A 14862-nucleotide genomic window follows, 5' to 3' on the forward strand; every position below is an offset into this window, starting at 1 on the left:
CACCCGCCCCTCAGAAGTGCTGAGGAGTCAGATATTACTCTGCGTAAACTTTTCGTAATACAGCTGAACGCCATCAAGTGCCTGATCCGACAGCCATTGTTGGATGGATTCGACCATCGGAGGGGGGCCGCACACATACATATCCGCCGATCTGTCCCGCAATTCGGCCAGGTCGAAATGTTGGGTCAGGTAGCCGCGCTTGCCCGGCCATTCATCTGCGGCGTCGCTGAGGACTTCGGTGTAGCGAAAACCCGGCAGTTGCGCCGCGTAGGCCGCGATGCGTGGCGCTTCGCATAAATCCTCGGCGCCGCGCACGCCGTAGTAGAGATGCACCGGCTGCTCGCAGCCGGTGGCAGCCAGTTGATCAAGCATGCCCAGCAGCGCCGACAACCCAGTGCCACCGGCGACCAGCACCAGCGGCTGGGTGACATGCCGCAGGTAGAACGCACCCAGCGGTGCCTCCATCAGCAGTTCATCGCCGACTTGGCAGCGCTCACGCAGGTAGTTGCTCATCACCCCATCGGGCAGCAAGCGGATCAGGAACTGCAATTGATTGCCCGCCAGGTTGGCGAACGAGTAGGAGCGCCAACTGTTCGTGCCAGGCACCGAGAGGCGTGCATATTGGCCGGCCAGAAACTCCAGCGGCGCGTCCAATTGCACGTAGAGAATCGCTGTACTGGCCGACACCTGCTGCACTTTGCTGACTGTCCCGCGCACCTGCTCCGGGTTCGGCGCATTGCACAGGCTTGAATCAAAGTCGAAGTAAAAGGTGGCGTCGGACTTCACCCGCGTCTGGCAACTGAGCATCTTGCGTTGTTGCAGGTCGAGGCTGGAGAGGGCCTCGTCGTCCACGTAATCCTGGGTGTAATCGCCCGATTCGCAACGACCCTGGCAGGTGCCGCACACACCTTCGCGGCAGTCCAACGGGATCTTGATGCCATTGCGCAAGGCTGCATCCAGCAGGATTTCATTGGCGCCCACCGGGAAAAACAGGGTCTTGCCGTCGGCAAAACTGAAGGCCACTTTGTGATTCATGTGTTGTTCCCCACCTATTTATGACGTACGCACGGGTTGTTGTGGCAAGCCCGCTCACCACAAAAAGCATGCTCACCACAACAACAAGGGCGCTTTAGAGGTGATAGAAATCCAGCACCGAGTTGATGGTGTCGTTGAGCAACAACGCGTGCTTGCGGGTGATCAACCAGCTGTCGCCATCGGGCTTGAGGCTGTAGGTGGCCTGTCCGTAAAACTGCTCCGACGTCGCCAGCCGATAGAACAGCGTGTGCCAGTTCAGCTTCACCTCCAGCGCGCCATCCGCCTGTTCGGCAATGCGCACGTTATTGATCAGGTGCAAAGTGCGCGGCATTGGCGTGGCTGACGCGGCCTTGCCGGTGCGCAGGCGAAAGATGCGGTCTTCCAGGCCGGAACGGTTGGCGTAGTAGATCAGCGACATCTCGCGTTTGGGATCGCGGGTGTACACATGTTCCGAGTCCCATTGCGGCAGGTGGAATTCACTCTGCGGGTCGAACAACTGCACATAGCCGTCCCAGTCCTGGGCGTCGCAGAGTTCGGACTTGCGGTAGAAGAACTGCTCGATCCGGTACTGCAATTGCGCGTTCATCATTCCACCTCCCGCAGTGTCAGCGCTTGTTTGTCCAGGCCATTGAGCAGGAACTGTTGCCAATTGCGGTGCTGGTTGACGTACAGCCCTTCGTGGGTGAATTCGGTGCCGGTCATCGCCGGTTGGATGCCGATGGCTTCGCTGTTGGGCGTCGGCCCGGTTTCCCAGCGATGGCTGCCACGGGATATATCGCTCCAGCGCTCCAGGCGCCCCTGGAAACCGCGCTGGGCTTCGCGAAACTCCACCAAATCGTCCGGCGTGCCCATGCCCGATACGTTGAAGAAGTCCTCGAACTGGCGAATGCGGTTTTCGCGGTCGGCGTCGGACTCGTTTTTCACCCCCAGGCATTGGCTGATGATTTCGGTCTTGTTCCACGCCACCGGGCGGATGATGCGCAACTGCGAGCTGATCTGGTCGAGGAAGAACAGGCTCGGGTAGATATTCAGGTTGCGCAGGCGGTGCATCATCCATTCGGCTTTTTGCTGGCCGTGCTCTTCCACCAGGCGCGGCATGATGGTGTTGTAGCCGGAACGTACGGAGGGATTGGGCATGTCGCTGAACAACAGGCTGTGGCCATTGTTGAAGGCGAACCAGCCGTCATCGGTGTTCGCATCACCCGCGCCGAGTTTGCTGTAGTCCAGTGTTGTGCCTGCAGCGGTGCCGTTCTCGGTATTGACCTGTTGGCGATGCTGCACGGTGGCCACGTAGTTGTAGTGCACGGTGCTCACGTGATAACCGTCCAGGCCGTTTTCGTTCTGCAGCTTCCAGTTGCCGTCGTACGTGTAGGCGGATTTGCCCGGCAGCACTTCCAGTTCACCGGTGGCGGACTGCGCGACCATCATGTCGAAAAACACTTTGGCGTCGCCGAGGAAGTCTTCCAGGCTGTTCGTGCCGTTCACGTCCAGGCTGATAAACACAAAACCCTTGTAGCTTTCGATGCGCGCCTTTTTCAGGCCGCGGGTGGCTTTGTCGAAACCCTCCGGGTATTCCCCCGGCGCCTTGACCTTCACCAGCCGGCCATCGCTTTTGTAGCACCAGGCGTGGAACGGGCAGGTAAACGTCGACTGGTTGCCCTTGCCGACGCGGGTCAGGGTGGTGCCGCGATGCTGGCAGGCGTTGATCAGCGCATTAAGCTGGCCTTCGCCATCGCGGGTGATGATCATCGGCTGGCGCCCGGCGCGCAGGGTCACGAAGTCGTGGTTATTCGCCAGTTCGCTTTCGTGGCAGGCGTAGATCCAGTTCTTTTCGAAGATCAGTTCCATCTCCAGGTCGAACAGCTCAGGCTCGGTGAACATGTCCCGGGCGATACGGAACACTTCGTCTGCCGGACGAAAATCCAGGCAGCTGTCGATAAAGCTTTTCCACTGCTCGACGCTTCTTGCACCACTCATGGGAGGCACCTTTTTGATAGGGGCTAATCGGTGGTTTATTAGAGGCAGCGGGGCAGGGCGCGGGCTATCCGCTTAATGGGGGAAGATGGGCCGCAAAGTTGGGCGCGCAGTACCCAACACGGTGCGGCGGGGTAACGCCATGCGCTACTGTCAGAGGGCGCAAGGGACGTGAAACGCGGTGACTTATCCACATAGTCGGCCGTTGCTATCCACTCAGTGGCGATACTGCCGGCGTGGCGCAGAACTTGCTGTCCAATAACGATAACGACGCGCCGCCAGAGCGCGCAAACGCCTAACCGCCGTGGGTGCACCCTGATGAGCAGCCAGACACGCGATATCCATATCCAACGCTTCGACCTGGAAGGCGCCCGCAGCTGGATGTCCGGCATCTGCGGGCCGCACCGCCTGGCGACGACGACCCCCGAACGCCTGCGTTTCCACCACAGCGCCAATGTGTTCAAGTCCCGCGCCACGACGTTGGGTGTGATCGAGTACGGCACTGACGTGACCATCGACATCGAGGATGCCGAGCACTTCAGCAGCTATAGCCTCAGCCTGCCGCTGGTGGGTGAACAGGAGTTGAGCAAGAACGGTGAGCGCCTGAGTTCCAACCGCGATCAAGGCGTGATCATCTCGCCCAACGAGCACCAGGTGCTGGCGATTTCCGGCGACTGCCGCAAGCTGCAAGTGGTGATTACGCGGGCGGCGATGAGTGAATCCCTGGAAGGTTTGCTGCAACGGCCCATTGACGCGCCGCTGCGCTTTGAATCCGTGATGGACGCGGTGGACGGTGCCCCGGCGTCGTGGTGGCGCATGGCGCGCTACTTTATCGCCGAGTTGGAGCGCAGCAGCGAGCTGTACGAGCAGGCCGCGTTTACCCGCGACCTGGAAAGCTCGCTGATCAAGGGTTTGATCCTGGCCCAGCCGAATAACTACTCCGAGGAACTGCGCGACGTACTCGGCGTGAAGCTGCCGCATTATTTGATCCGCGCGCGTCAGTACATTCACGACAACGCCCGCGAAGCGGTGCACCTGGAAGACTTGGAAGCCGCCGCGGGCGTGTCGCGCTTCAAGCTGTTCGACGCGTTCCGCAAGTACTTTGCCTTGTCGCCGATGGCCTACCTGAAGAAGTACCGACTGGGTGCGGTGCGCCAGGAAATTCTTGAACATGGCTCTATCCGCACCATCTCCGAGATCGCCCTGGGGTGGGGCTTTACCCACCTTGGGCGGTTTTCGGCGGAGTACAGAAAACTCTTTGATGAATCTCCCAGCCAGACCTTGCAGCGCAATCGCCTACGCAGCCTCTGACCCTTCAGATCAGCTCTTCAACCAACTGCAAACAATGCCTGAGCCCCGGCGACTGATCATTCACCCTTCGGCTGAGAATAATCGGCGAGGTCGCTGTGGTTTCCACAATCGGCGTGTAACCGATGTCCGCCCGATGCAGCACCTGCACCGAGGCGGGCACCAGCGTCACGCCCATGCCCGCGCCGACCAGGCCAATCGCGGTCTGCAGCTCGTTGGTCCACTGCGCCACCTTGAGGCTCAAGCCGTGGGTGTCGAACAGGGCGATCACATGGTCGGCATAACTGGGGCGCGGGTTGCCGGGGTACAGCACAAAGGGCTCGGCGGCCAGTTGGGCAAGGGTGACGGGGGCGGTGAGCAGCGCATGCCCGGCAGGCAGCACCGCCACCAGCCGATCCTCCACCAGTACGCGCTGGTCGATGGCCGGGTCGTCGATGCGGATACGCCCGAACCCCACATCAATGCGCCCAGCCTTGAGCGCTTCGACCTGCTGCAAGGTGGTCATCTCCGACAGGCCCAATTCCAGCTCCAGCGCCTCATGGCTGCGCAGGCGGCGGATCAGCTCGGGCAACACGCCATACAAGGTCGAGGGCGCAAAACCGATGCCCAGCCAGGTCTTTTCACCCTGGCCGATGCGCCGGGTGCTGTCGCAGACCTTGTTCAACTGTTCCAGCAACACATTGGCGTGCTCATAGAAAAACCGCCCGGCTTCAGTCAGCCGCAGCGGTCGGCCGCGCTCCAGCAGAATCACGCCCAGCTCATCCTCCAGTTGCTGGATCTGCCGGCTCAATGGCGGCTGTGCGATGTGCAGGCGTTCGGCGGCGCGGGTGAAGTTGAGGGTTTCGCCCAGCACCTGGAAATAGCGCAGATGACGCAGCTCCATGACGGCTCCTTTCATACCTTAAGAGTATTGTTCGAGACCAATTCTATATTGGCCCCCTGGAAAGACCGGGAACAGAATCAGCGCAAACCTATAAAGAACCCAACGGGTATTGCCATGCCGATTTGCGCCATTGAGTCGATCGAGACCATCATCGTCGACCTCCCCACCATCCGCCCGCACAAGCTGGCAATGCACACGATGCAAAACCAGACCCTGGTGATCATCCGCGTGCGTTGCGCCGATGGCATCGAAGGCATCGGTGAGTCCACCACCATCGGCGGCCTGAGCTACGGCAACGAAAGCCCCGACAGCATCAAGATCAACATCGACCGCCACTTTGCGCCGCTGTTGATCGGCCAGGACGCCAGCAACATCAACGCCGCCATGTTGCGCCTGGAGCGCAGTATTCGCGGCAATACCTTTGCCAAATCCGGGATTGAAAGTGCGTTGCTCGATGCGCTGGGCAAGCGCCTGAACCTGCCGGTGAGCGAACTGCTCGGCGGTCGCGTGCGTGACGCGCTGCCGGTGGCCTGGACCTTGGCCAGTGGCAACACCGAGCAAGACATTGCCGAGGCTGAAAAGATGCTCGACCTGCGCCGCCACCGCATCTTCAAACTGAAGATTGGCGCAGGCGAAGTAGGCCGCGACCTGGCCCATGTGATCGCAATCAAAAAGGCTTTGGGCGAGCGCGCCAGTGTGCGCGTCGACGTCAATCAGGCCTGGGATGAAGCCGTCGCCCTGCGGGCCTGCAAGGTACTGGGCGACAACGGTATCGACCTGATCGAACAACCGATTTCGCGCAACAACCGTGGCGGCATGGCGCGGCTGAACCTGTCGAGCCCGGCGCCGATCATGGCGGATGAGTCCATCGAGTGTGTCGAGGATGCCTTCAACCTGGCCCGTGAAGGTGCGGCGTCGGTATTCGCCCTCAAGATCGCCAAGAACGGCGGCCCACGTGCGGTGTTACGCACGGCGGCGATTGCCGAAGCCGCCGGTATTGGTCTGTACGGCGGGACCATGCTGGAAGGCGGCATCGGCACCCTGGCCTCGGCCCATGCGTTCCTGACCCTCGACAAATTGGCGTGGGGCACCGAACTGTTCGGCCCGCTGCTGCTCACCGAAGACATCCTCACCGAACCGCCGGTGTACCGCGATTTCCAGCTGCATGTTTCCCACGCGCCGGGCCTGGGCCTGGCCATCGACGAGGAGCGCCTGGCGTTCTTGCGTCGTGATAAACACTAAGAGGCGCCTGCCATGTTGTTCCACGTAAAAATGACCGTGAACCTGCCCGTCGACATGAACCCCGAGCGCGCCGCCAGCCTCAAGGCCGACGAAAAAGCCCTGGCGCAGCGCCTGCAGCAGCAGGGCAAATGGCGCCACCTGTGGCGCATCGCCGGGCTCTACGCCAACTACAGCGTGTTCGACGTCGACAGCGTGCAAGAACTGCACGACCTGCTGATGCAACTGCCGCTTTATCCCTACATGGCCGTCGAAGTGAACGCCCTGTGCCGACACCCTTCGTCGATCCATGAGGACGACCGTTGAGCCTGCTCTACACCCAATAATTACAAGATGAGGATTGCACCATGTCCACCCGACTGTCCCAGACTGCCCACGCCCAACGGTTTCTCGAAGAAGCCAGCGGCAACCTCAATGACGGCGGTAACCCGCGCACCAAAGCGCTGATCTACCGGATTTTGCGCGACACCGTGAACATCATCGAAGACTTGGACGTGACCCCTGAAGAGTTCTGGAAGGCGGTCAACTACCTCAACGAGCTGGGCAAGAATCAGGAAGCCGGGCTGCTCGCCGCCGGGCTGGGCCTGGAACACTACCTGGACCTGTTGATGGACGCCGCCGACGAAGAAGCCGGCAAATCCGGCGGCACCCCGCGCACCATCGAAGGCCCGCTGTATGTGGCCGGTGCGCCGCTGTCCACGTACGAAGCGCGCCTGGATGATGGGACAGATGCGGCGGTGCCGCTGTTCATGCGCGGGCAGGTGCGCGACACCGACGGCAAGCCGTTGGCCGGGGCGATCGTGGATGTATGGCAGGCCAACACCGGCGGCACTTATTCGTGGTTTGATCCCGCTCAGTCGGAGTTCAACCTGCGCCGCCGTATCGAGACCGACGCCCAGGGCAACTACCGTTTTCGCAGCATCGTGCCGTCCGGCTATGGCTGTCCGCCGACCGGGCCGACCCAGCAACTGCTTGATCAGCTCGGGCGTCATGGGCAGCGGCCGGCGCATATCCACTTCTTTATCTCGGCGCCGGGCCACCGGCACCTGACCACCCAGATCAACCTGTCGGACGATCCTTACCTGCACGATGACTTCGCCTACGCGACGCGGGATGAATTGATTGCTGAAATTCGCTTCAGTGACGATCAGCAACTGGCGCGGGAGTTTGGTGTGCAAGGGCGGTTTGCGCAGATTGATTTTGACTTTGAATTGCAGGTGGCTGACGCGCCGATAGAACAGAAACGCATGCAGCGGGTTCGTGCCCTCGAAGACTAAATGCGGTCAAAATTGTGGGAGGGGGCTTGCCCCCGATGGCCATAGGTATCTACACAACTTCCCGTGGATGCTGAATCTATGGCAACTGGGCTGTTGTGGTGAGCGGGACAAGCCCGCTCACCACAGAGTTATGTATAAGCCTTTGAGAGTTGTGTAGATACCCATGCCCCGATGGCGGTGCATCAGCCAAATATTCAGTGACTGTCACACTGCTATCGGGGGCAAGTCGAATCGTCGCACCGCCCCTCCCACATTGGATTTATGGTGTTTCAGTTATTTGCGCAGCACCAAATCCAACACCTCATCCCGATCCTTGATCTTCTGCAACACAATCTCCGAGCGTATATCCATCACCCCTGCCGTGCGGTTCAGGTGGTTCACGATAAAGTCCGAGAAGTGCTTGAGGTTGCGCGCCTGTACCCGCAGTACATAGTTGCTGGCGCCGGTGATCACATAGGCGCTGGCCACTTCCGGCCAGCCCTGGACCTTCTTGATAAAGGTCTCATGCCAATCCTCCACGTCCTGGCGCAACGACAGGTGGACGATGGCTTCCAGCTCGATCCCCAATTGTTCGGCGTTCAGCACCGCGCGGTAGCCGCTGATGATGCCTTCGCTCTCCAGCAGGCGCAGACGGCGCAGGCAGGCGGAGGGCGACAGCGCGACTTTTTCCGCCAGTTCCTGGTTGCTGATACGGCCATCCTGTTGCAGGAAATGCAGGAGGCGCAGGTCGGTGGCGTCAAGAATCATGGTTAGAATAAATCCGCGTATTTGGGGGTTAACTTCGAATTTCCTACAGCTTAATTAGCTGGTTGCCCACCACTTTGCACGAAAATTCTGTAAATCTTCGTTCATTATCTAGTCCATCTTCACTTATAAAAACCAGGACAGACCATGACCACCCGAAGCCATTGCCAAGCCCTCGACGCCCAGGATTCGCTGGCGCCGTTGCGCAATCAGTTCACCTTGCCTGCGGGCGTGATTTACCTCGATGGCAACTCCCTCGGCGCCCGCCCGGCGGCATCGCTGGCGCGGGCGCAACAGGTGATTGCGCAGGAGTGGGGCAATGGCTTGATCCGCAGTTGGAACAGCGCGGGCTGGGCGGATTTGTCACAGCGGCTGGGCAATCGCCTGGCACCGCTGATCGGTGCGCGGGACGGTGAAGTGGTGATCACTGATACCACCTCCATCAACCTGTTCAAAGTGCTCAGCGCGGCGCTGACGGTGCAGCGCCAACGCGCACCCGCGCGCAAGGTGATCGTCAGCGAAGCGAGCAACTTTCCCACCGACCTGTACATCGCCGAAGGCCTGGCCGAGTTGCTGCAACAGGGTTACTCCCTGCGTCTGGTGAACAGCCCGGATGAACTGCCCCAGGCCATCGACGGCGATGTGGCGGTGGTGATGCTCACTCACGTCAACTACAAGACCGGCTACATGTACGACATGCAGGCGCTCACTGCCTTGAGCCATGAATGTGGTGCGCTGAGTATCTGGGACTTGGCGCACTCGGCAGGCGCGGTGCCCATCGACCTGCACAACGCGGGAGCCGATTACGCGATTGGCTGCACCTACAAGTACCTCAATGGCGGCCCCGGCTCCCAGGCGTTCGTGTGGGTTAATCCGGCGCTGGTGGACTTGGTGCGTCAGCCACTGTCGGGCTGGTTCGGGCATACCCGGCAGTTCGCCATGGAGTCCAACTATGCGCCGAGCGCCGGCATCGCCCGCTACCTGTGCGGCACCCAGCCGATCACTTCGCTGGCGATGGTGGAGTGTGGCCTGGAGATTTTCGAACAGACCGATATGGCCAGCCTGCGCAGCAAGTCCCTGGCGTTGACTGACCTGTTTATCGAGCTGGTTGAAGCCCGTTGCGCGGCGCACGGCCTGGTGTTGATCACTCCGCGTGAACATGCGCGGCGCGGTAGCCATGTGAGCTTTGAGCACCCTGAAGGTTATGCGGTGATCCAGGCCCTGATTGCCCGTGGCGTGATCGGTGATTACCGCGAGCCGCGGATTATGCGGTTTGGGTTTACGCCGTTGTATACGAGCTTTACCGAGGTGTGGGACGCCGTGGAAATCCTCGGTGAGATTCTCGACGAAAACACCTGGGACCAGCCGCAATTCAAAGTCCGCCACAGCGTTACCTGATTAAACCCCTCCCACAGGGATCCGCGACAATATCCAAACAGTGCAACCACAATAATAAAGAGGCACACCAACGTGACCACACCCGACACCGGCTTTGCCGAAATCACCCAACGCGAACTGGGCCTGCGGCGCCAGCTGACTTCCGGCCAGATGAGCATGATCGCCATCGGTGGTGCCATTGGCACCGGGCTGTTCATGGGCAGCGCCTATGCCATCGGTTATGCCGGGCCGAGTGTACTGGTGAGTTACGCCATCGGCGCGCTGATCACTTTGCTGCTGATGGGGTGTCTGGCAGAGATGACGGTGGCCCATTCCACCTCGGGCTCCTTCGGCGCCTACGCCGAGTTCTACATCAGCCCGCTGGCCGGGTTCCTGGTGCGTTATGCCTACTGGGCGGCGATTGTGCTGGCGGTGGGCGCCGAGGTCACGGCGGTGGCGATGTACATGAAGTACTGGTTCGCCAACGTGCCGGAGTGGGTGTGGATCGTGTCGTTTTCCAGTGTGCTGATTGTGCTCAATGCGATCAGCGTGAAGACCTTCGGTAACTTCGAATACTGGTTTTCCACCATCAAGATCAGCGCCATTGTCGGCTTCATCATCCTGGCCGTGTACGTGGTGTTCGGCTCCGGCAACCCGGATTACGGCGTGCAGAACTACACCGCACACGGCGGATTTTTCCCCCATGGCTTGAGCGGCATGTGGATCGCGGTGATTGTGTCGATCTTCAGCTACCTCAGCGTGGAGATGATCGCGGTGGCTGCCGGTGAAGCCGCCGACCCGGAGCAGGCGGTGAAGAAGGCCTTTCGCGCAACCATCGTGCGGTTGGTGGTGTTCTACCTGCTGACCCTGGCGCTGATGCTCGCCATCGTGCCGTGGAGCCAGGCCGGGCAGACCCAGAGCCCGTTCGTCACGGTGATGCAGACCATCGGCATTCCCGGCGCCACCGGGGTGATGAACTTTGTGATCCTGATTGCCGCGCTGTCGGCGATGAACAGCCAGCTCTACATCACCACGCGCATGATGTTCAGCTTGTCCCGCGCCGGCTTCGCGCCCAAGTCCATGGGCGCCCTGAGCAAAAGCGGCATCCCGCTGAATGCGCTGCTGCTGTCCAGTTCGGGCATTGCCCTGGCGACCTTGTTGAATGTGGTGTACCCGCAAAGCTCATTCACCTTGATGATGGCGATCTCGATGTTCGGCGCGATCTTCACCTGGTTCATGATCTTCCTCACGCACCTGTTTTTCCGCCGTTATCGCAAGCGTCACGGCGGGCCGAAGCTCTCATTCCAGCTGCGCCTGTTTCCCTACAGCACCTTGCTGGGCCTGGTGCTGATGGGCGCGGTGATGATCACCACGTATTTCACCGAGGCGTTCAAGATGACGTTGGTGTTTGGCGTGCCATTCCTGCTGATTCTGTCGGCGGTGTATTACGGGTTCTTCCGCAAGGGCAGGGCCAAGGCGTCGAACAAGGCTTTGGCGTAACCGGGCAGTTGCTCGAACGAACGTGTGCACAGCAATAGCTGTCGGCGGGCCCAGTCTTCTGCCAGAGGCTGGGCCTTGAAGTGGCGCTCCAAAGGCCAGCGATCCAGCGCGGCCTGGGGCACGATGCCCAAGCCAGCGCCCCGTGCGACCATCCGAATCACCCCATCAAAGCCCTCGGCGCGGATGCGCGTGTGTAAGCGAAACCCCGCGTTCAGCGCTTGCTCTTCCAGGTACACCGCCAGTGCGCTGTGGGCCGCGAGGCCGACGTAATCGTGTGGCAGGCTGTCGATAAAACTCACCGGGCTGGCAGCCAAGGGATGATCCAGGGGCATGATCAGCACCAGTGGGTCATCGCGAAAGGGCAGGGTCTGCAAACCGTGGGTATCCACCGCATCGGAGATGATGCCCAGATCCGCCGTGCCCTGGCGCAAGGCCTGGGTGATGCGCAGGCTGGGCAATTCCTGCAGGTCGATGTCGAGGTTGGGGTGTTCGCGCAGAAAATCCGCCAACAGTTCCGGCAGGTATTCACTGAGCGCCGTGGTGTTGCACAGCAGGCGCACCTGGCCTTTGATGCCGTTGGCGTATTCCGCCAGGTCCTGTTGCAGGTGCTCGGCCTGTTGCAGCAGCAGGCGCGCATGGCGGGCCAGAGCCTTACCGGCGGCGGTGGGGGTAACGCCACGACGGCCGCGCTCCAGCAGTTCAATGCCAAAAGACGCTTCCATCGCACGGATGCGGGCGCTGGCCGCCGCCAGGGATAAATGGCTGCGGCTGGCGCCGGCGGTGATGTTGCCGGTGTCGAGGGTGTGCAGGTAGAGGCGCAGGTCGGTGAGGTCAAAGTGCATGGCTGGGGTTCTCGATGAGGCCTTCAGCCTCCCGCAAAACAAGAGGCAGCCTCAGTATATGGCGAATTTCCAGCGCACATCCAAACCCGCACAATCCCTCCATGACGACCTTCCTCGCGTTCTACCAAAATCTCGGCCCCGCCTTGACCCTGCTGGTGATCGGCACCTTTGTGCTGGCCGGCACGGTCAAGGGGGTCATTGGTCTGGGCTTACCGACAGTGGCCATGGGCATGCTCGGTCTGGCTATGCTGCCGGCGCAGGCTGCGGCGCTGCTGATCATCCCTTCAACGGTCACCAACCTCTGGCAACTGGCATTCGGCGGTCACCTGAGTGCCTTGCTCAAACGCCTGTGGCCGATGCTGTTGCTGATTTTCCTCGGCACCGGGCTGGGCACGCTGTGGCTGGGCATGGACGGCGGGCACTGGGTGGTGCGGGCGTTGGGCGCGGCTTTGCTGGTGTATGCGCTGAGCGGATTGTTTTTGCCCGCCTTCAAGCTCAAGCCGTCAACCGAACGCTGGTTGGGCCCGCTGTGTGGGTTGATCACCGGCGTAATCACCTCGGCCACCGGCGTGTTCGTGATTCCTGCCGTGCCGTATCTGCAAGCACTGGGGTTGAATCGCGATCAACTGGTGCAGGCATTGGGTCTGTCGTTCACCGTGTCGACCCTGGCGCTGGCGGCGTGCTTGGCCTGGCGCGGTACCTTGGGCGGCGGTGAGGTCCGTGCCTCGCTGCTGGCGCTGGTCCCGGCGTTGCTGGGTATGTGGCTGGGCCAGGTGCTGCGCCAGCGCATCAGTGCGGTGCTGTTCAAGCGGGTATTTTTCATCGGCATGGCGCTGCTGGGCGGTCATCTGCTGATCGGTGGTTAACAATGCTCGCTGGATTCGTGCTTTTTGATCAAAGGTATTTTGCGGGGTCACGGCTTATTCCGAAGGGTTGGGGCCGATAGTCTGCGTCCAGACATTTTCAACTTCTGGATGCCCTCCCATGAAAAAAGTACTCCTGCTCAACGGCGGCAAAAAGTTCGCCCACTCCGATGGCCGCTACAACACCACCTTGCATGACACCGCACTGGCGTTGTTGGACCGCAACGGTATCGACGTCAAAGTCACGCATATCGACGAAGGCTACGATGTCGCCGACGAAGTCGCGAAATTCCTCTGGGCCGACGTGATCATCTACCAAATGCCCGGCTGGTGGATGGGCGCACCGTGGATCGTCAAGAAGTACATCGACGAAGTCTTCACCGAAGGCCACGGCAGCCTCTACGCCAGCGACGGCCGCACCCGTTCCGATGCTTCGCAGAAATACGGCAGTGGCGGCCTGATCCAGGGCAAGCAGTACATGCTCTCACTGACCTGGAACGCACCGCAGCAAGCCTTCGACGACCCGAGCGATTTCTTCGAAGCCAAAGGCGTGGACGCGGTGTACTTCCCGTTCCACAAGGCCAACAAGTTCCTCGGCATGACCGGCCTGCCGACTTTCCTGTGCGTGGATGTGATGAAACGCCCGGCCATCGAGGCGGACGTGGCGCGCTACGAGCAGCATCTGGCGCAGGTGTTCAACCTCTCGGTGTAAGCTGCGGTGAACCGATAACGAGGACCGCCCGTGAAAGCCCGATCCGATGAGCTACAGATCTTCGTCAGCGTGATCGAGTGCGGCTCGATTTCCGCTGCGGCGGAGCAGGTCGGGCAGACGCCGTCGGCGGTCAGTCGTACGTTGTCGCGCCTGGAAGCCAAACTCGACACCACGCTGATCAACCGCACCACGCGGCGCATGGACCTGACCGAAGAGGGCAAGTACTTCTTCGAACAGGCCAAGCTGATCCTGGCGCACATGGATGAGCTGGAAGAGCGCTTGTCGTCACGCCAGAAAAAACCGGCCGGCCGGCTGCGTATCAACGCCGCGGTGCCGTTCATGCTGCATGGGATCGTGCCGTACATCGCTGAGTTTCGCAGCCTGTACCCGGAGATCCAGCTGGAGTTGAACAGCGATGACCTGATCATCGACCTGTTGGAACAGAGCACCGACATTGCCATCCGCATCGGCGCCCTGGCCGACTCGACCCTGCATGCGCGCGCCCTCGGGTGTACGCCGCTGCACATCCTCGCCAGCCCTGACTACCTCAAGCAGTACGGCGCGCCGCAGACCGTCGCCGAGTTGGCCGACCACACGTTGCTCGGCTTCACCCAGACCGAAACCCTCAACCACTGGCCGCTGCGCCATGTGGAAGGCGACCGCTGGCTGATCCAGCCGAGCATCGCCGCGTCCAGCGGCGAAACCTTGCGCCAGCTGGCGTTGGAAGGGCAGGGCATTTGTTGCCTGTCGAACTTCATGACCAGCGCCGACATCGACGCCGGGCGGCTGGTGCCAGTGCTGGAGGCGTTCAACAGCGGTTATCGCCAGCCGATCCACGCGGTGTTCTACCGTAACTCGCAGCTGGCGTTGCGTATTCAGTGTTTCCTGGACTTTATCCAGGCCAAGTTGGCGCGGTATGCGTGCTGAGACGCGCATGTCGGTCGTTGAGTGGATTTGCAGCGAGAGGGTGTGAGGTTCGCTTGAGACCGAGTCGCTGCCATCGGGGGCAAGCCCCCTCCCACACTTGACCGCATTCCAATGTGGGAGGGGGCTTGCCCCCGATGGCGGCGACTCGCTCTTCCAGACTAGCCCCGAGTTGATCAATTCC

The 14862-nt window shown here is 60.9% G+C and carries 15 protein-coding genes; 9 read left to right on the forward strand and 6 right to left on the reverse strand.

The annotated features are described in order from the left end of the window. Positions 1-27: 27 nt before the first annotated feature. The 3 genes from antC to antA form a co-directional block, all read right to left on the reverse strand. The gene (gene antC / locus AOA60_RS28940; RefSeq protein WP_099587231.1) at positions 28-1035 is read right to left on the reverse strand and encodes an anthranilate 1,2-dioxygenase electron transfer component AntC; all 1008 of its coding nucleotides are present in this window, start codon (positions 1033-1035) and stop codon (positions 28-30) included. 94 nt (positions 1036-1129) lie between these two features. Continuing rightward, positions 1130-1621, reverse strand: coding sequence for an anthranilate 1,2-dioxygenase small subunit (antB, locus tag AOA60_RS28945; RefSeq protein ID WP_099587232.1), 492 nt, complete (start codon positions 1619-1621; stop codon positions 1130-1132). Next, positions 1621-3012 carry an anthranilate 1,2-dioxygenase large subunit gene (gene antA, locus AOA60_RS28950; RefSeq protein ID WP_099587233.1) on the reverse strand — a complete coding sequence of 464 codons (1392 nt, stop codon included), beginning with the start codon at positions 3010-3012 and terminating at the stop codon, positions 1621-1623. Before antA ends, antB begins: the two co-directional genes overlap by 1 nt. A gap of 315 nt (positions 3013-3327) precedes the next feature. Between antA and AOA60_RS28955 the strand changes: the two genes are divergently transcribed. Continuing rightward, positions 3328-4320, forward strand: coding sequence for a helix-turn-helix domain-containing protein (locus AOA60_RS28955; RefSeq protein ID WP_099587234.1), 993 nt, complete (start codon positions 3328-3330; stop codon positions 4318-4320). Positions 4321-4324: 4 nt separating this feature from the next. Here AOA60_RS28955 and AOA60_RS28960 read toward each other — a convergent pair whose 3' ends face one another. Beyond that, positions 4325-5200: a LysR family transcriptional regulator gene (locus tag AOA60_RS28960; RefSeq protein WP_099587235.1), complete on the reverse strand. Its 876-nt coding sequence runs from the start codon at positions 5198-5200 to the stop codon at positions 4325-4327. A 114-nt stretch (positions 5201-5314) separates the two neighbouring features. On the opposite strand from AOA60_RS28960, the gene AOA60_RS28965 reads away from it, so the two are divergent. From AOA60_RS28965 to catA, 3 genes are read left to right on the forward strand one after another with little or no spacing between them, the layout of a single operon-like run. Beyond that, entirely contained in the window at positions 5315-6442 is a 1128-nt protein-coding gene (locus AOA60_RS28965) for a muconate cycloisomerase family protein (protein WP_099587236.1), read from the forward strand. Positions 6443-6454: 12 nt separating this feature from the next. Then, a complete protein-coding gene (catC, locus tag AOA60_RS28970) occupies positions 6455-6745 on the forward strand; it encodes a muconolactone Delta-isomerase (RefSeq protein WP_099587237.1) in 291 nt (96 codons plus the stop codon). Positions 6746-6786: 41 nt separating this feature from the next. Further along, positions 6787-7716, forward strand: a complete 930-nt coding sequence (gene catA / locus AOA60_RS28975) for a catechol 1,2-dioxygenase (protein ID WP_099587238.1) — start codon at positions 6787-6789, stop codon at positions 7714-7716. A gap of 273 nt (positions 7717-7989) precedes the next feature. On the opposite strand, the gene AOA60_RS28980 is transcribed toward catA, so the two are convergent. Further along, entirely contained in the window at positions 7990-8463 is a 474-nt protein-coding gene (locus tag AOA60_RS28980; protein ID WP_003194103.1) for an Lrp/AsnC family transcriptional regulator, read from the reverse strand. A gap of 144 nt (positions 8464-8607) precedes the next feature. Here AOA60_RS28980 and kynU point away from each other — a divergent pair, with 144 nt between their 5' ends. Continuing rightward, on the forward strand, positions 8608-9858 hold the full coding sequence (kynU, locus tag AOA60_RS28985) for a kynureninase (protein WP_099587239.1): 1251 nt from the start codon (positions 8608-8610) through the stop codon (positions 9856-9858). A gap of 72 nt (positions 9859-9930) precedes the next feature. Next, on the forward strand, positions 9931-11337 hold the full coding sequence (locus tag AOA60_RS28990) for an amino acid permease (protein WP_099587240.1): 1407 nt from the start codon (positions 9931-9933) through the stop codon (positions 11335-11337). Here AOA60_RS28990 and AOA60_RS28995 read toward each other — a convergent pair. Next, entirely contained in the window at positions 11283-12179 is an 897-nt protein-coding gene (locus tag AOA60_RS28995; protein ID WP_099587241.1) for a LysR substrate-binding domain-containing protein, read from the reverse strand. The genes AOA60_RS28990 and AOA60_RS28995 overlap by 55 nt on opposite strands. Positions 12180-12280: 101 nt before the next feature. Between AOA60_RS28995 and AOA60_RS29000 the strand changes: the two genes are divergently transcribed. The 3 genes from AOA60_RS29000 to AOA60_RS29010 all read left to right on the forward strand — a co-directional run bounded on the left by AOA60_RS29000 (position 12281) and on the right by AOA60_RS29010 (position 14681). Continuing rightward, positions 12281-13045, forward strand: coding sequence for a sulfite exporter TauE/SafE family protein (locus AOA60_RS29000; RefSeq protein ID WP_099587242.1), 765 nt, complete (start codon positions 12281-12283; stop codon positions 13043-13045). A gap of 118 nt (positions 13046-13163) precedes the next feature. After that, positions 13164-13754 (forward strand): NAD(P)H-dependent oxidoreductase, encoded by a 591-nt coding sequence (locus AOA60_RS29005; RefSeq protein ID WP_099587243.1) that lies wholly within the window; start codon positions 13164-13166, stop codon positions 13752-13754. Between the two features lie 30 nt (positions 13755-13784). Next, entirely contained in the window at positions 13785-14681 is an 897-nt protein-coding gene (locus tag AOA60_RS29010) for a LysR family transcriptional regulator (protein ID WP_099587244.1), read from the forward strand. The last annotated feature ends 181 nt before the right edge of the window (positions 14682-14862 follow it).

The sequence above is a fragment of the Pseudomonas sp. 2822-17 genome (assembly GCF_002742485.1).
Classification (GTDB): Bacteria; Pseudomonadota; Gammaproteobacteria; order Pseudomonadales; family Pseudomonadaceae; genus Aquipseudomonas; species Aquipseudomonas cyclaminis.